Raw genomic sequence first — 16,893 nt, 5'->3', positions numbered from 1 at the left:
TCAAACCAGTTAGTCAAAAGCAGCGCCAATCTTGCCTTAATTTTATCACCCTCGCAATGCATCATGAATGGTTTGTGCCATTTCTATGCTGATCCCTGGTACTTTGACTAATTCCGCCACACTTGCCCCTTTCACTTCCTGTAAGCCTCCTAAATGCTGTAACAAAGCTTTACGACGTTTAGGACCAATACCAGGAATCGATTCCAGTGTTGAAGTATTGCGGGTTTTCTGGCGACGATTACGGTGGCCAGTGATTGCAAATCGATGGGATTCATCACGAATATGTTGAATAAGGTGCAACGCAGGCGAATCACCTTCGAGGGAAAAGCTGGTTTCGGTATCTCCTAAGATCAAGGTTTCGAGTCCAGGTTTACGGCCCTCACCTTTCGCCACCCCAATGAGCTGCGGCGCTTTATCTAAATGGACAAACTTTTCATCCACTATCTTCTGGGCGATACGCAGCTGCCCGAGTCCACCATCGATAAACAGAATGTCAGGGATTTTACCGCCCGCCTCAATCTTATCGAAACGGCGACTTACCGCTTGCTTCATTGCCGCGTAATCATCGCCCGGTGTAATCCCCTCGATATTATAGCGACGATATTCACCTTTATGCGGCCCTTCCCGATTGAACACCACACAGGAGGCAACCGTGCTTTCCCCCATGGTATGACTGATATCGAAACATTCCATCCGTTGAATAGGCGTACTCAATTCAAGGATTTCTTCGAGTAATACAAAACGCTGCTCGACCGTATTTTTATGGGACAAGCGCGTAACCACGGCATTGGTCGCATTGGTCACGGCTAACCGTAAGAAGCTTGCCCTATCGGCACGTACATTGATCTTAATCGAAAACTTTTTATCTAACGCTTCTGAAATTGCCGCTTCGAGTTCATGTAATTCTTCAAAGTTGTGGCTAATCACCACTTCCTTTGGAATAGTGCGTTGAATATCCGCATTTAAATAAAACTGCAGGATGAAAGAGCGCAGCACTTCGTCCATATCGGTTTGGGCGGGCACGGAAGGATAATAGCTGCGACTGCCAAAGATTTTACCCTCGCGGATAAACAGCAAATGGAAACAGGCGATGCCCGACGCATAATGCACACCGATGACATCCATATCGCCTTTATTATTCGATACTTCCTGTTGTTCGGCGACTTTACGCAGCGCCATGATCTGATCGCGAAATCGTGCAGCTTGCTCATAGGCTTGTCGCTCAGCCGCAAGCTCCATTTTGTTAACCAAGGCGCTGATCACTTGCTGATCTTTGCCCTTTAAAAACAGGCTGGCGAGTTTTACTTGCTCATCATAATCAGCGTTGCTGACTTTTCCCACGCAGGGTGCGCTGCAACGGGAAAGTTGATATTGCAAACAGGGGCGTGAGCGAGACTTGTAGTAAAGGTCGTCACATTGACGAATTGGAAACAGCTTCTGCATTAAATGCAGACTTTCACGTACCGCGCCGCCGTTAGGATAAGGGCCAAAATAGTGGCCTTTTTCCCGCTGCGGACCACGATGATAAGCAAGCCTTGGGTGTTCATGCTGGCTTAACAGTATGTAAGGATAAGATTTGTCATCACGCAATAACACATTGTATTTGGGCATGTATTGCTTGATGTAATCATTTTCAAGCAATAGCGCATCGGTTTCGCTATGGGTCAGCGTCACATCAATATGGTGTATATGCGAGACTAAGGCTTGGGTCTTAACATTGCCTAGATTTTTACGAAAATACGAGCTGAGCCGTTTTTTGAGATCTTTGGCTTTACCCACATAAATGACGTCATTCTTGACGTCATACATGCGATAAACCCCAGCGGAGGACGAAACTGTACGCAAAAAACTTTGAGCGTTAAATTCATTCGACATCATTTACACCCACGATTTTGCAGACTTAACACAGACAACATAGCAGTATTTAACCTACGCGCTTACTCGACTCAAGTCATCGACCAACACAATTCATTTTCCATTAAAAATGGCCAGCATCTAGCATCTTATAGCGAATAGCTAACCGCGTTAGCTCAACATCACCACTGATCCCCAGTTTGGCAAATAAACGATAGCGGTAACTGTTAACGGTTTTAGGGCTTAAGTTCAGCTGCTCAGAAATATCGTTTACCTTCTCGCCATTGGTGATCATCAACATGATCTGTAACTCGCGCTCGGACAAAGACTTAAACGGGTTTTCATCGGCGGGATTAAACTGACTCAGCGCCATCTGTTGGGCAATTTCAGGGGATAAATAACGTTGGCCACGAGAGACCTGACGTATCGCTTGCAGTACTTCCGGTGGCGTAGCCCCTTTAGTCAAATAACCCGAAGCGCCAGCCTGCATAACTTTACTTGGAAACGGATCTTCCGTGTGCACAGTCAACACAATTATTTTAGCATGGGGCTGATAACGTAGAATTTTTCGAGTGGCTTCCAGTCCGCCCATTCCTGGCATATTCATGTCCATTAAGATCACATCGGCTTCATTTTGGCGAGCCCACTGCACCGCAGTCTCACCATCAGGGGCTTCGCCCACCACTTTGATCCCACGTTCATCTTCTAAGATACGGCGGATCCCAGTTCTCACAAGCTCATGATCGTCAACCAAATATATCGAAATCAACTTTATCCACCTTTTACTATTTTCAGCTCGTTCCGTGCGTTAAATAAAGCAACACAGCAAACGGATAACGAGTTCATAAGGCTAATTTAGCCCAACAACCCCATTTCGCAAAGCATAAATTCAACATTGTTAACTAGATGATATTTAAAGAAAGGATTCCAGAATAGCATACCAATAAAAAGCGTTTAAAAACGAAGCAATACACAAAGCGCTATCAGCCTAAATGCTTGTTGGATCGGTAGTACAGCACAAACAAAAAGGCCATCATTACTGATGGCCTTTTTCGTGAATATAGCGTAGGAGCTGCGCTTCGAATCAGGAACCCAAGGGTTCAAACGATATGAATGCAAAATGCCGCTAATTGCTTAGCGGCATTTTAACTAAATATGGCGGAGGAGCAGGGATTTGAACCCTGGGTGGGCTATAAACCCACGCCGGTTTTCAAGACCGGTGCATTAAACCACTCTGCCACCCCTCCGAACGAGCGAGATAATAGCGATCTCTACTGCCACTGTAAACTTAAATTTATACTTAATCGTGTTAATTGGTTATTTCAAATTCAATTTTTGATTAAAAAACGTGTTTCAAAGTAAAAACAGAAAACTTGTGGCTGAGAGTGAGAAACCTTGGTTCAAATTGCACGAACAAAAAAGGCCATCATTACTGATGGCCTGTTTCGTGAATTATAGCGGAGGAGCTGAACTTAGAATGAGGAACCTTGGTTCAAATTGCACAAACAAAAAAGGCCATCGTTACTGATGGCCTTTCTCGTGAATATAGCGGAGGAGCTGAACTTAGAATGAGGAACCTTGGTTCAAATTGCACAAACAAAAAAGGCCATCGTTACTGATGGCCTTTCTCGTAAAATATGGCGGAGGAGCAGGGATTTGAACCCTGGGTGGGCTATAAACCCACGCCGGTTTTCAAGACCGGTGCATTAAACCACTCTGCCACCCCTCCGAACGAGCGAGATAATAGCTATCTCCTACTCTGCTGTAAACTCTTAATTTAAAATAGCAATCCACATGGTCAATCTACATCCAATTTGCTTAAAAAATCGCATAATTCGACTTATGCTTTGAATTTCCGGTCAGTTAAAGCGCCACTAACAAGGCGATCCACTACATAACTTTTTATCAGGATATTAGGCTTAAGCTCGATTAATATTGATTAAACGGTCGGATAGTTTCTGCATTTCAAGGCTTAACGCATCGAGTGCGGTCGCATCGAGTGAGTTATCTTCACTAATGCTATTAATCCTCACCGCCAACTCATTGATCTCCTGAGTCACTTGGCTTTGTTGCTGAGCAGCTAAAGCAATTTGCTGGGCTCGCTGCGAAATATCATCGAAACTTTGTACAGTACTCGATAGAGAACTGGCCGCTCCCTCAGCCTCAGCAACTGCGTGGACAGTGCGGGACTCGCCCGTTTTCATCGCTTGTACCGCAAGCCGAGATGCTGATTGCAAAGCATTAATCATGGTACTGATTTCATTGGCAGAATCTTGAGTTCGCCCTGCAAGAATTCGCACTTCATCGGCAACAACCGCAAAGCCGCGACCCTGTTCCCCCGCCCTTGCCGCTTCTATTGCCGCATTTAACGCTAACAGATTAGTTTGCTCTGAAATCGCCTTGATCACATCCAATACGGCGCCCACTTTCTGGCTATCTTGAGCCAACAGGGATATCACCTTGGTCGCATTGGTGATCTCCCCCGCTAATGCCTCAATCGAAGCATTGCTGGATGCCACTCGGGTTTGCCCTTCCCGCACCACAATTAAAGAGGATTGCGCCGTTGCAGCACAATCGTTAGTGTTATTCGCCACTTCCATCGCGCTTGACGACATTTGTGTTATCGCCGCGGCGAGTTGCGCACTCTCAAGCCGCTGCTGTTCTGCACGTTGGGCTAACCTATGGCTCAGACCACTTAATTGCGTTGCCTCAAACTGAACTTTCTTCGCCTCTTGGGTGATCAAATCTAGCATCGCCCTCAGTGTACCCGCATAGGTATTTACAGCTCGACGCAAAGCACCAATTTCATCATCCCGCTGAATTTGCAGCTCGACATTGGCGCCCAAATTACCGCTCCCAAGGGAAGCAATTTGATCTGTGGTTTCCTCAAGCTGCGCCAACAGTTTTTTACCCGACAACCACGCCAAATAAAGTAAAATGGCGAGCAAGGGTAATAAAAACAACAAAATATCAAAGGTCAGCTCACGGGCAAGCCCTGTGACTCGGGTCTTTGGCGTCACAAGACCAATCACCCATCCGGTATCAGGCATCACAAAAAGGCTTACCTCGCTCGCCTGATTGAGTCTTCCATCCTTATCTAAACTCACGGAAATTACGTTATTAATTGAGGTTTGTTTAAGCGCAGCTTCAACGGGGGCAAGCCAAGGTAACTGCCCGACGAGATCGGTAAAGCGCAGCATAATGTCGGACTTATTCGCTTCAGGAAAATGCAAGATATTGCCCGCTTTATCTAAAGCGAAAGCATAGCCGTCAGTCACATTGCCATGTTCTGTTAGAAATTTTGCTAAATCATCAAGTTTTAAATCTATTGTTGCGACCCCAGCAAATGTCCCCGTCAGACGATATGGCACACTGCATGTCACCATCGCCACTTTCGTCACGGTATCCTGATAGGCTTCAGACCATAGGCACTGGGATACTGAACTCGTGCGTGCCCCTGTATACCAAGGATCATTGTGATAGCCAGGGCCAGATTGCGCATTATAGTCATCGGAATAAGCCAGTAAATTATCGCTACTACGGGCCCAGAAAAAACTGTGACGGATGCTGCCAGCGACAAATTTATCTGGCTCTGGCCAGATCCCACCACCTGCGATAGTGAGATCGCCATTGTTATCAATTAGATTAGGTAAGGAATTAAGATAAAGAGCTTGCTCGTGGGGTAGCACTTCTGCAAGGCGTGCAAGGCTTAAAGTAATACCCTCAATGCTGGCAAGCTTAAGTGCGAGTTGCCTCACGATACTGCTACCGGTTTGCTCAATTAACTCCTGACTCGCCGCCACTACTCTAGGTTGCCCCCTCAGTGACATCACACCAAAAACGGCGAGTCCGGTCAGTAAAAGCAGTACTATGCTGCCCATAGTGAGGCGCTGCGAAATACGTGTTGGTAACCACATAGCTTTCTCTACTTAAAATAAGTCACCCAGATGGGAGAATTGCTCGGCCGTATGACCCAAGATTGTCGAGAATCATACGTCGCACCATCCTAGTGCAAATTTTAAAGGCCATAAAAACCATTAAGTTGGCCACGGATTTGAGTGTAGACCATAAATAGAAAGAGCGGACTAAAATGCCGCTAATCAGCCACAGTAACGCAGCTTTGAATGAAAACATGGGATTCAAATTGCACAAACAAAAAAGGCCACCATTGCTGATAGCCTATCTCGTGAATATGGCGCAGGAGCTGCGCTTAGAATGAGGAACCTTGGTTCAAATTACAAACAAAAAAGGCCATCATTACTGATGGCCTTTCTCGTGAATATGGCAGAGGAGCTGCGCTTCAAATTAGGAACCCAAAGGTTCAAACTGTATAAATACAAAAAGCCGCTAATTGCTTAGCGGCTTTTTGACTAAATATGGCGGAGGAGCTGAACTTAGAATGAGGAACCTTGGTTCAAATTACACAAACAAAAAAGGCCATCATTACTGATGGCCTTTCTCGTGAATATGGCGCAGGAGCTGCACTTCAAATCAGGAACCCAAGGGTTCAAACTTTATGAATGCAAAAAGCCGCTAATTGCTTAGCGGCTTTTTGACTAAATATGGCGGAGGAGCAGGGATTTGAACCCTGGGTGGGCTATAAACCCACGCCGGTTTTCAAGACCGGTGCATTAAACCACTCTGCCACCCCTCCGAACGCCGAAAATAATATAAGTATACCGCTAACTTGTAAACCTCAATTTTTAAATATCGAGTCAAATGCTCAACTTATGTTCACCCCGATGTTTTTTACAACAAATACATTGCCAGTTTCAACGAATAATCGAGTAAACAGACGTAAAAACACCTATACAGTGAGAGACTTGTCGTCTTGGTATGGTAAAATCACTGCAACTTTTCACGGTAAATGCTTATATGAATTCACTCTTGATACCCACGTCTTCACTCGCACCTGAATTTAGCCTGCCAACCCTTCCCGAAACGGCTGACAATCTAAGCGCATTACTCTTAGGACAAGAGCGTGCTGTGGATGCGTTTAAACTCCACCAAGCTATTGTCGATCAGCACTTATATTTAGCCGATTTCCCGAGTATTGACCGCCAGTTAATCATCAAAGCTTGTATCGATAGCCTAGCACCTCTATCCCCTGCGTATTTAGTGCCGACACGTCCGATTAATAAGGCGGTAACATTTCAGTGGCAGTCCGATAAACCACAGGAAAATCAGGTCAGTATTGCCGAAAAAACGACTCGCTATCGCTACCTCAGTGGTAATATTCGCCGTGTAGACCTCATTGGCCGTATGGCACAAACAGGAACAACAAGCCAGTATCAAGCTGGTGCTCTGGCCGAATGTCATTATGTATTTATTTGCGCCGAGTCACTGTGGAAACGTGAAGGTTTATGGGAATTAGTGATGCAAATCCTCACCCATAAAGCGTATCAGATTAGCAATAACTTAAGTCCTATCCCGCTCAATTGTAAAATTGTCCTTATCGGTGCAGGAATGATTTATAGCCAAGTCAGAACTGAGGATTGGCAATTTCAACGTCACTTTACCCTACTAGCAGAACTCGCTAGCGAAATCGACTTGGTTCGTTATACAGAGTCACAGTATGTTGCATGGCTGCAAGCGGTTGCTAAAAGTGTTGACGTCACTCTAGAGCAATCCAGCCTAGCGCCACTCTTTTGCTATAGTGCACGGTTAACCGAACATCAACGCCGCCTTAGTTTAGCTACGCTCGAGTTTGCTCAGCTTATGGTGCAAGCTAAAGCCTATTGTGGTAAACCGAGTATCAATGCGAGCAGTATTGAGCTCGCGTTAGCCCAAGCCAACTATCGTCATAACAGCTCGGAAGAGTATTCAGGTCAAAGCTTCGATGACAACTTCATAAATCTGCCAACTTCGGGTGCTATGGTAGGCCAGATCAATGGCTTAACTGTGATTGATGCTATCGATTATAGCTATGGTGAACCAGCACGGATCACGGCATCAGTTCACTACGGTGATGGTGAAGTGGCCGATATTGAAAGAAAATCTGAACTTGGTGGCAATATACATGCCAAAGGAATGATGATCCTTTCTGCCTGCTTGTACCGTATCTTTGGGCGAGATGCACCATTACACCTAAATGCCAATATCGTTTTCGAGCAATCCTATCAAGAAATTGATGGTGATAGCGCATCACTCGCAGAGTACTGTTGTTTGATGTCAGCGATTGCCGAACAACCCATTATTCAATCACTGGCGATTACCGGCGCATTGGATCAATTTGGTAATGTGCAAGCGATTGGTGGCATCAACGAGAAGATTGAAGGCTTTTTTAATCTGTGTGAGCGCCGCGGACTTACCGGAGAACAAGGCGTTATCATGCCAAAGTCGAACGTACTACAGCTAAATCTTAATCCCAAAGTGATTACAGCTGTAGGCAAAGGACTGTTTCATATCTATGCCATTGAGCATATGGATCAGGCTGTAGAGCTATTAATGCAAATGCCCGCGGGTGTTGCCGATGAAGATAATGATTTCCCTCATGATTCATTATACGGCCTCGTACAGGAACGATTAGATAAGCTCGCAGGAAATGGAGAGGAGGAAATCGGTCTAATCACAAGATTGCTCGCAAAATTGGGATTTTTTCGCCGCTAATTAGCTGATCGGAGTTGTTTAGCTTACACGTGTTCGCTAATCTTGGCGGCTCTTATTGCTGGAGTAGTAAAACAATGAATAAAGCAAACAGTTTCAATAAAGAAGAACTCATCGCCTGTGGCCATGGGAAATTATTTGGTCCAAACTCACCTCGTCTACCTGTCGATAACATGCTGATGATAGATAGAATCGTCACTATCAATGATAATGGCGGCGAGTTTGGCAAAGGTGAAATTGTCGCTGAACTCGATATTAATCCAGACTTATGGTTTTTCGACTGCCACTTCATTACCGATCCTGTGATGCCAGGCTGTTTAGGCCTAGATGCCATGTGGCAGCTCGTTGGCTTCTATTTAGGCTGGGAAGGCGCTGAAGGTAAAGGGCGTGCACTAGGTGTCGGTGAAGTGAAGTTTACTGGCCAAGTATTACCTGGCGCGAAGAAAGTCACTTACAAGCTCAATATCAAGCGTACTATTCACCGTAAACTGGTAATGGGCATTGCCGATGCAATTCTTGAAGTGGATGGCCGTCAGATCTACAGTGCAACCGATCTTAAAGTCGGTGTCTTTAGCGATACCTCTACATTCTAATCCGCCTTACTCCAAAACACTGAAGATATAAGTACTGCAGATATAAAAATGCCCTCATCTGAGGGCAATATGCTGCATTACTTATTCTGGGCTATTTAATTAGTGAGGTAAAACTCAATTATTTATTAAATAGCCCATTAACTCGGCCATCCACACCTTCACGCCAACCACCTAACCACTGCGATCGCGAATCAAGATTTGCATATGGACAGAGCTCCTTAGAGCGTCCACCAACCCCAGCTTGGAATCCTTTTGAAAAAGCTCTGTCTAAACGATCTCGTTTTTGTCTTTTCATGCAAGCGTCCTCTGTTCTACATAAAATAGAAGCAAAAGCTTCACACATAGGAATAGTGCTTTTTGACGCCAAGATCAATCAAAAAATCGTCCATTTTATCGACTATTTATTAAACTATTGAGATCATGATTAAAAAAAAATCGAGGCATTTTGCCTCGATTTTTTAAGTCTGAATTGAAGCTTAAAACTTAACGAATTCGACGACGGAACCACACTAATGGCAAGGCAAATAACCAAGCTAGGGTTGCTGCACCTTGACGTTCATAATTGCCAGTATCAGTGCTGTCATCTACAGTACAAGCTTCACCGCTAGATGCCGGTTTTAACACGACCATACGCGGAACATAAGCAGTTACTGGATCACCATTTCCATTGAGTTCAAATAGTGCTTCACCATTTTCGCCAATTACTATGTTGCCATCTTTATCAAATTGATAAGAAGGTTTACGGATAAACGCCGTCCCTACAATAGTGCCTTCTTCGTTAATACTCGTCCCTTCGACCACAATAATATCGGCATTGTACGTGAAGGTTTTACCCGAACCGTCACGCACTTCGACTTGATGACGTGCCCAGCTACCATCGCTGGCTTTTTCATAGCCTTTAGATTCGCAGGTCAACAACTTATTAAGATTGCTAAACTCACCAGTTGATTTCTCATACAGGAAACCGGCTTTAGGACGGGGTTTTTCTTTATCGTATGTTGTCTCAATATAACCTACAACTTGGCCTTTATTGTTGATACTCTTCGGTTTACTCGAAAGATCCGTTGTAGAAGCGGCGAAATCATTCGGGGTTACTATTGTTGCATCAGCTTGATTCGTATCAAAATAGAAAAACTTGTCGCGCAAATAACCTTGGATGTAACTGCGGTAGCTTCCTACAACAATACCATTATCATTTACAGCATAAGCAATTGAATTCTCTATTGAATCTCCCATAGGGATCCAATGGTATTGGTATTTACCTTCAGTATCTTTAGCCCAATAAGCGGCATCTTGACGGAAATTTTTAGTATCACCGTCACGATAAACATGTGAGCGACCCACTACGACGCCATTATCATTCAAACCCAGTGCTTGAGCGGTAAAGGTATTATCAGTCGCAGGAGTCAGCCCCAGAGGTAACTCAGTCCCAGTAGCAACACCATTATCGATTTGCCATACATAAGCACGGGTCTGATACTGAATATTGCGCGTACCCGTTGCATTTGGGTATTGTTCACGTTGCACGCAAACATCCAACGGCAAAGTACTAGCTGTCTTTATACATTCATTAACACGATCACTACCGAATTTACTGATAGCAGTACTGGCGTAGCCAGCCACTAAGTTATTGTTATTAATGGCTGTAGCTGAAGACCATCCCCCTAACTTAACCTCTTTTATGGCGTTAGTGCTATCAGGATTGACAAATGTATGATACGGCGGTGGTAAATCAATTTCAGCGTCACCATTTTTAACCACACCGCGCATCTCATAGTCGCGGTAATACCAGTAGTCATCGTCTTTATCAGTGGTTGCTTCGTTCGGGATTTTCTTTTCACTCGCAGTCATTGCACCGACTTTAATACCCGCATCATTAATACCGTAATAAAAGGTATCAACTGAATTAATCACCTGGGTATTGCTTGGATCTGTCGTGCCATTAATGCTGTCAAAAGTGGGTAACCAAGGGTTAGATGCATCGTTGTGCTTGGCAACAAAAGCAAAGTTATTGGCAATGATGGGTTTATCTATCGAATACGTAATGGTTTCTTCCGGTGCGATACCATCGGCAACATCAATCACACCGCCTTCGACATCTGAACTGCTGAGTTTTTTCTTACCTTTGATGATACCGACTAACTCGTCGTTGGCGTTAACACCTAACGCATAACCATTACGAGTTCCTTTGAAGCTATCAGAAAGTGGCAGATCATAATCATCAAGATTAACAATCTCGTAGACAGGTGCAGCATGGGCACTGTTTAATACACCAAGGACACCTAAGGCAACCAAGGAAAGGGCTTTATCCAACTTTGACTTCATTAATTCTATTCCCATTTTTATTATTGGTTTACTTCAGTGACTCAAGCTCTTCCCAACGCTCGAAGCAAACTTCCAATTGCTTTTCTTTATCAGCCAACTGACTCAATACCTGATTGACTTTATCCTGCGCCTGACTATAAAAGTCTGAATGTCCAATAGTGGTCTGCAATGCGAGAATTTCTGCCTCCAATTGCTCCATCACATTAGGTAGTGACTCTAATTCACGCTGTAGCTTATACGACAGTTTTTTTACCGTTTTCACAGGTTCTGCAGTTTTAACTTCAACGGGTTTAGTTTCAACCGCAGGAGCTTCGACCGCCTTTTGTGAACTAGGTTCCTCAGAATAAAACTTTGCCCCTTGGTTCACGGCATCTTGATAACCACCTACATACTCGCTCCAATGGCCATTACCCGCATACCACCAGCTACTGGTCACAGTATTGTCGATAAATGCCCTATCATGGCTCACTAGCAACAACGTACCTTGGTATTCAGTGAGCAACGACTCTAGCAATTCTAAGGTCTCAATATCAAGATCGTTAGTTGGCTCATCGAGAATGATTAAGTTTGCAGGGCGAATTAATAACTTAGCCAATAACAAACGGTTCTTTTCACCACCCGACAGCGCTTTCACTGGCGTTCTGGCGCGCATAGGCGAGAACAAGAAGTCTTGCAAATAACTTAAAATGTGGCGGTCTTGACCATTGATCGTGATGGTCTTTTTACCTTCACCAACGTTATCTTCAACGGTTTGCTCAGGATCTAACGCTTCACGATATTGGTCGAAATAAGCGATTTCGAGCTTAGTACCGACTTTAATTTCGCCCGATTGCGGTTGCAGCTTCTCGATTAACAGCTTGATCAAGGTTGATTTACCACAACCGTTTGGCCCAATCAGCGCAATACGGTCACCGCGGATAACCGTTGTATTAAAGTTTTTAACCAGATTTTTATCGGGCAGATTGAAGTTAAGATCGGTCACATCAAAGACTAACTTACCAGAACGTTCAGTATCCGATACTGCCATTTTAGCATTGCCTTGACGATTCAGACGTTCACTTCGCTCTTCACGTAGCGCCTTCAGTGCGCGAACTCGACCTTCGTTACGGGTACGTCTGGCTTTAACGCCTTGACGGATCCACACTTCTTCATCGGCGAGACGCTTGTCAAACAAGGCATTTTTCTCGGCTTCGACGCGCAACCATTCTTGCTTACCATCAAGATACATTTGATAGTTGCCCGGCCATGAGGTCACCACACCACGGTCTAAATCGACAATCCGCGTCGCCATACGGGCAATAAAGCCCCTATCGTGGCTGATAAAGACGATAGCGCCTTGATAATCGAGTAAAAACTTTTCAAGCCACTCGATAGTGTCTATGTCTAAATGGTTGGTCGGTTCATCAAGTAACAACAGATCTGGCTCGCTCACCAGTGCTCTGGCTAACGCCACTTTACGCTGCCAACCACCCGATAACTCGCTCAAGGATTTGTCAGGATCGAGACCTAACAACTCGCAGTTTTGTTGGATGCGAGAATCTAACTGCCATCCATTATAGTGGTCTAAGGTTTCTTGCAGACCTTGCATCTCATTTAGCATACGATCCATTTGCTCTGGATCGGCATGGGCCACATCGTGGGACAATTGATGATAACGCTCAAGCGCCTCGCCCACTTCCTTTAATCCCGCAGCAATATACGCGTATACCGTGCCTTGCTCAGCCTTTGGCGGATCTTGTTGCAGACGGCTAACGGTCACATTACCAGCGATGTTGAATTCGCCTTCATCCAACAGTACATCACCAGATAACACTTTTAATAAACTCGACTTGCCGGCACCATTACGGCCAACAATACACACGCGCTCGCCGCGTTGAATAGTAAAATCCGCTTTTTGTAACAACGGAGTGTAACCATAGGCTAAAGAGCCACTATTGATACGAACCAGACTCAAACTAAGCTCCTGTAAACTCTTGTAATTGCGTTGCGTTAAATGGCCAATGTAATTCTCTACCATCCCAAGCTTTAAGCACTGGGATCGATACGCCATAACGCTGCGCGAGGTATTCATCGTCACAAATATCTATGGCCCGATAGCCAATGTCGGCTGCGTCCAGTAAGACCGCGGCCAGTTCACACAGATGACATCCCTCTGTGTGATATAGCAGATAATGCCTGTTATCTAATTCTGCTTGAGTCAACTCAGGCATGGGTGATAAGCCAAGTATTATGAATATGTGGATTACGTTTGTAGTCCATAGGCAAAGTAATGTCATCAATGTTCTTCACATTAATGCTCATCTTCGTCAGCGCCTCTATGTCCATCTTAAACTTACGTTTATTGTTAGAGAACACTAGTTCGCCCGTTGGGCTGAGCAGTTTCACTAAGGATGCCAGTAAGTTCACATGGTCTCTCTGCACATCGAATGAATCTTCCATACGCTTAGAATTTGAGAAGGTCGGCGGATCGATAAAAATCAGATCGTACTGTTCACGGCAATCACGAATCCACTGCATGCAGTCAGATTGAACAAACTCATACTGCTTACCTTGCAGTCCATTGAGTGCAAAGTTGTCCTTCGCCCAAGCAATATAGGTATTTGACATATCCACCGTCGTCACCGATTTAGCCCCACCAAGCGCCGCATGCACAGAAGCAGAACCTGTGTAAGAGAACAGGTTAAGTACCCGGCGTCCCTTAGATTTTTGACCGACTAAACGGCGTGTCAATCTGTGATCGAGGAATAAACCTGTATCCAAATAACCAGTTAAGTTCAGTTTGAACTTAGCGCCATATTCGGTAGTGATAAGCTCTAACTTACGCTCATCCAGCTTTTGATACTGACTCGTGCCCTTTTGACGCTCACGGGTCTTCATGATCATCTTGTTCGGATTGATACCAATGGCCGACGGCAGTGCTAACAATACATCGCTTAAACGACGCTTGGTTACGGCTTCAGGTATAGTTGCTGGCGCCATATATTCTTGAATAATCACGTAATCTAAGTATTTATCTACTGCGACGTTATATTCAGGAATGTCGGCATCATAAATACGATAGCTGTCGATGCCTTCTTTTTTCGCCCATTTCTCTAATAACTTGGCATTTTTCTTAATGCGGTTAGCAAATGCAGGGGCGATATCGGCAATGTCGACGCCGTCTGGCAGCACTGGCGTATCACGACGTGTACTGGTCGCATGCAAGGTATAAATGTTAAAGGCACATTCTAGGGCGCCGTTGAACATCTTCATCTGTTTGTCGGCTTTAAGCTTAAGTGATGATACCAGTTCAATATCACTACACAGCATGGCCACTTTCCAGCCGCCAAACTCTTTCTTAAACTTGTCGCCTAGCTGATAGTAAAGCTGCAATAACTCAGACACATTGCCTAAACGTTCACCATAAGGAGGGTTAGTGATCAAATATCCACTTTCTGCAGGCGGCGTTATCGTCAACGCATCTGCAACTTGAAACTCGATTAACTCGAGTACACCGGCATTTTCGGCGTTACGTTTGGCTAACGCGACTAAGCGCGAATCGATATCTGAGCCGTAGAATTTAATCTCGCAACGTTTCACGCCTAATGAGGCACGCGCTTTTGCTTCTTCAACAATTTCTTGCCACACAGCTTTATCATGACGACGCCAATGTTCAAACCCAAAACGGCTACGCTGTAAGCCTGGGGCAATATCGGCCGCCATTAAAGCCGCTTCAATCAGCACAGTTCCACTACCACAGAAAGGATCGAGCAAGGTCGAAGGCGCTGCTTGCCAGCCACTGCGTACTAACATGTTGGCGGCTAAGTTTTCCTTCAGAGGCGCTTCGCCAGTAGTAGAACGATAGCCACGTTGATGCAATGATGGACCAGAGAAGTTCATCGCAATCGTGATTACGCCATTACGAAAATGGGCATCAACTTTAAAGTCAGCATCGACGCGTGACACATTGGGGCGCTCAACGTCATCGTCCCGGAATCTATCCACAACCGCGTCTTTAATCTTGAGTGCGCCGAACTGGGTATTATTGATAAAACCACCCGTACCATGAAAATCGATACTAAAAGTGCTTTTATTGGAAAAATGCGCCGGCCAATCGACACAATAGGCGGCATTATAAAGTTGCTCTGCCGACTCGCAGCTACCTTTATAGATAACCAACACGATACGGCTGGCTAAACGTGTCCATAAAGTAATCCGATACGCTAAAGCTAAGGGGGCAGTGAAATACACACCAGCAACACTCTCTTTTACTTCAGTCGCACCAAATTCTGTCAGCTCTTGGGCTAAGCTATATTCAAAGCCCTTAGGGGCGGCGGCAAAAAAATTAAGCATGGGATAATCAGTACGCAGTCAAAATCAAAGCGACATTATACCTGCTCGAATACATAAAAGATAAACAGTTATTAGTCGAAACCCCATTTAGTCTCATCCTCGACCTAAGATAATCAACGAAAAATCCCTAACTTATATTTAAATTGTATGAAAGCCCCCCACTCCGCTTTATATTTAAGCGTTCACCACCTTTTTCGATCTTCGTCCTTGCAATGCCAAGGCGCTGCCGTTATAGTCTGCCCCGCTTTGAAGACGGACGCGGGATGGAGCAGCATGGTAGCTCGTCGGGCTCATAACCCGAAGGTCGTAGGTTCAAATCCTGCTCCCGCAACCATTTAAAAGCAAAATAGCAAAGTAATACAGATAGATATCGGACGCGGGATGGAGCAGCATGGTAGCTCGTCGGGCTCATAACCCGAAGGTCGTCGGTTCAAATCCGGCTCCCGCAACCACTTTCTATATGTGTTTATAACGAGAAACAGCTTATCGGGCTCAACTCCTTATAAACAACAGGCGAAGGTAGTCAGTTAAAATACGACTCCAGCAACCAATTCTTAGATGACAGAATTAAATAGTTATTAACAGCAACAATCGGACGCGGGATGGAGCAGCATGGTAGCTCGTCGGGCTCATAACCCGAAGGTCGTCGGTTCAAATCCGGCTCCCGCAACCACTTTATATATGTGCTTATAACGAGAAACAGCTTATCGGGCTCAACTCCTTATAAACAACAGGCGAAGGTAGTCGCTGATTTAACATTAGCAATCTGGCTTCCGCTACCAATTCTTAGATGACAGAATTAAAACAGTTATTAACAGCAATAATCGGACGCGGGATGGAGCAGCATGGTAGCTCGTCGGGCTCATAACCCGAAGGTCGTCGGTTCAAATCCGGCTCCCGCAACCACTTTATATATGCTTATAACGAGAAACTGCTTATCGGGCTCAACTCCTTATAAGCAACAGGCGAAGGTAGTCGCTGATTTAACATTAGCAATCCGGCTTCCGCAACCAATTCTTTGATGACAGAATTAAAACAGTTATTAACAACAATCGGACGCGGGATGGAGCAGCATGGTAGCTCGTCGGGCTCATAACCCGAAGGTCGTCGGTTCAAATCCGGCTCCCGCAACCACTTCTCTTTATTAAAGAGAAAATAACCAGCACAAGCTGGTTTTTTTGTA

At 45.0% G+C, this 16,893-nt stretch carries 10 protein-coding genes and 8 tRNA genes; 7 read left to right on the top strand and 11 right to left on the bottom strand.

Annotated elements, in window-relative coordinates:
* Nucleotides 1-45 precede the first annotated feature (45 nt).
* From uvrC to K5Q99_RS03730, 6 genes are all read right to left on the bottom strand, one after another.
* Nucleotides 46-1,875, bottom strand: a complete 1,830-nt coding sequence (gene uvrC, locus K5Q99_RS03755) for an excinuclease ABC subunit UvrC (RefSeq protein ID WP_220776092.1) — start codon at nucleotides 1,873-1,875, stop codon at nucleotides 46-48.
* A 103-nt stretch (nucleotides 1,876-1,978) separates the two neighbouring features.
* Nucleotides 1,979-2,623, bottom strand: coding sequence for a UvrY/SirA/GacA family response regulator transcription factor (uvrY, locus tag K5Q99_RS03750; protein ID WP_006082070.1), 645 nt, complete (start codon nucleotides 2,621-2,623; stop codon nucleotides 1,979-1,981).
* A gap of 387 nt (nucleotides 2,624-3,010) precedes the next feature.
* A tRNA-Ser gene (locus tag K5Q99_RS03745) sits at nucleotides 3,011-3,101 on the bottom strand.
* Between the two features lie 391 nt (nucleotides 3,102-3,492).
* Nucleotides 3,493-3,583, bottom strand: a tRNA-Ser gene (locus K5Q99_RS03740).
* 190 nt (nucleotides 3,584-3,773) lie between these two features.
* The gene (locus K5Q99_RS03735; protein ID WP_220776091.1) at nucleotides 3,774-5,771 is read right to left on the bottom strand and encodes a methyl-accepting chemotaxis protein; all 1,998 of its coding nucleotides are present in this window, start codon (nucleotides 5,769-5,771) and stop codon (nucleotides 3,774-3,776) included.
* A 646-nt stretch (nucleotides 5,772-6,417) separates the two neighbouring features.
* Nucleotides 6,418-6,508, bottom strand: a tRNA-Ser gene (locus K5Q99_RS03730).
* 221 nt (nucleotides 6,509-6,729) lie between these two features.
* Between K5Q99_RS03730 and K5Q99_RS03725 the strand changes: the two genes are divergently transcribed.
* The gene (locus tag K5Q99_RS03725) at nucleotides 6,730-8,463 is read left to right on the top strand and encodes an AAA family ATPase (RefSeq protein ID WP_220776090.1); all 1,734 of its coding nucleotides are present in this window, start codon (nucleotides 6,730-6,732) and stop codon (nucleotides 8,461-8,463) included.
* 74 nt (nucleotides 8,464-8,537) lie between these two features.
* Nucleotides 8,538-9,053 (top strand): bifunctional 3-hydroxydecanoyl-ACP dehydratase/trans-2-decenoyl-ACP isomerase, encoded by a 516-nt coding sequence (gene fabA, locus K5Q99_RS03720; RefSeq protein ID WP_028759638.1) that lies wholly within the window; start codon nucleotides 8,538-8,540, stop codon nucleotides 9,051-9,053.
* 118 nt (nucleotides 9,054-9,171) lie between these two features.
* Here fabA and rmf read toward each other — a convergent pair whose 3' ends face one another.
* The 5 genes from rmf to rlmKL all read right to left on the bottom strand — a co-directional run bounded on the left by rmf (nucleotide 9,172) and on the right by rlmKL (nucleotide 15,710).
* A complete protein-coding gene (gene rmf, locus K5Q99_RS03715) occupies nucleotides 9,172-9,348 on the bottom strand; it encodes a ribosome modulation factor (RefSeq protein ID WP_006082074.1) in 177 nt (58 codons plus the stop codon).
* Nucleotides 9,349-9,536: 188 nt separating this feature from the next.
* Entirely contained in the window at nucleotides 9,537-11,378 is a 1,842-nt protein-coding gene (locus tag K5Q99_RS03710) for a DUF3466 family protein (protein WP_220776089.1), read from the bottom strand.
* 28 nt (nucleotides 11,379-11,406) lie between these two features.
* Nucleotides 11,407-13,332 carry an ABC transporter ATP-binding protein gene (locus tag K5Q99_RS03705; RefSeq protein ID WP_220776088.1) on the bottom strand — a complete coding sequence of 642 codons (1,926 nt, stop codon included), beginning with the start codon at nucleotides 13,330-13,332 and terminating at the stop codon, nucleotides 11,407-11,409.
* Between the two features lies 1 nt (nucleotide 13,333).
* Complete coding sequence (locus tag K5Q99_RS03700; protein WP_220776087.1) at nucleotides 13,334-13,588, bottom strand: glutaredoxin family protein; 255 nt, start codon at nucleotides 13,586-13,588, stop codon at nucleotides 13,334-13,336.
* Nucleotides 13,581-15,710 carry a bifunctional 23S rRNA (guanine(2069)-N(7))-methyltransferase RlmK/23S rRNA (guanine(2445)-N(2))-methyltransferase RlmL gene (rlmKL, locus tag K5Q99_RS03695; RefSeq protein WP_220776086.1) on the bottom strand — a complete coding sequence of 710 codons (2,130 nt, stop codon included), beginning with the start codon at nucleotides 15,708-15,710 and terminating at the stop codon, nucleotides 13,581-13,583. Before rlmKL ends, K5Q99_RS03700 begins: the two co-directional genes overlap by 8 nt.
* Nucleotides 15,711-15,967: 257 nt before the next feature.
* On the opposite strand from rlmKL, the gene K5Q99_RS03690 reads away from it, so the two are divergent.
* From K5Q99_RS03690 to K5Q99_RS03670, 5 genes are all read left to right on the top strand, one after another.
* Nucleotides 15,968-16,044: transfer RNA gene (locus K5Q99_RS03690), tRNA-Met, on the top strand.
* 41 nt (nucleotides 16,045-16,085) lie between these two features.
* Nucleotides 16,086-16,162: transfer RNA gene (locus K5Q99_RS03685), tRNA-Met, on the top strand.
* Between the two features lie 144 nt (nucleotides 16,163-16,306).
* Nucleotides 16,307-16,383, top strand: a tRNA-Met gene (locus K5Q99_RS03680).
* A 156-nt stretch (nucleotides 16,384-16,539) separates the two neighbouring features.
* A tRNA-Met gene (locus K5Q99_RS03675) sits at nucleotides 16,540-16,616 on the top strand.
* 151 nt (nucleotides 16,617-16,767) lie between these two features.
* Nucleotides 16,768-16,844, top strand: a tRNA-Met gene (locus tag K5Q99_RS03670).
* The last annotated feature ends 49 nt before the right edge of the window (nucleotides 16,845-16,893 follow it).

The sequence above is a fragment of the Shewanella hafniensis genome (genome assembly GCF_019655335.1).
GTDB lineage: Bacteria > Pseudomonadota > Gammaproteobacteria > Enterobacterales > Shewanellaceae > Shewanella > Shewanella hafniensis.
This window is presented reverse-complemented; position numbering and strand designations above follow the sequence as displayed.

Coding starts and splice junctions, on each gene's coding strand:
- K5Q99_RS03735 (WP_220776091.1), bottom strand. CDS start 5,771: ATGTGGTTACCAACACGTATTTCGCAGCGCCTCACTATGGGCAGCATA.
- rmf (WP_006082074.1), bottom strand. CDS start 9,348: ATGAAAAGACAAAAACGAGATCGTTTAGACAGAGCTTTTTCAAAAGGA.
- K5Q99_RS03700 (WP_220776087.1), bottom strand. CDS start 13,588: ATGCCTGAGTTGACTCAAGCAGAATTAGATAACAGGCATTATCTGCTA.
- K5Q99_RS03710 (WP_220776089.1), bottom strand. CDS start 11,378: ATGAAGTCAAAGTTGGATAAAGCCCTTTCCTTGGTTGCCTTAGGTGTC.
- K5Q99_RS03725 (WP_220776090.1), top strand. CDS start 6,730: ATGAATTCACTCTTGATACCCACGTCTTCACTCGCACCTGAATTTAGC.
- fabA (WP_028759638.1), top strand. CDS start 8,538: ATGAATAAAGCAAACAGTTTCAATAAAGAAGAACTCATCGCCTGTGGC.
- uvrC (WP_220776092.1), bottom strand. CDS start 1,875: ATGTCGAATGAATTTAACGCTCAAAGTTTTTTGCGTACAGTTTCGTCC.
- rlmKL (WP_220776086.1), bottom strand. CDS start 15,710: ATGCTTAATTTTTTTGCCGCCGCCCCTAAGGGCTTTGAATATAGCTTA.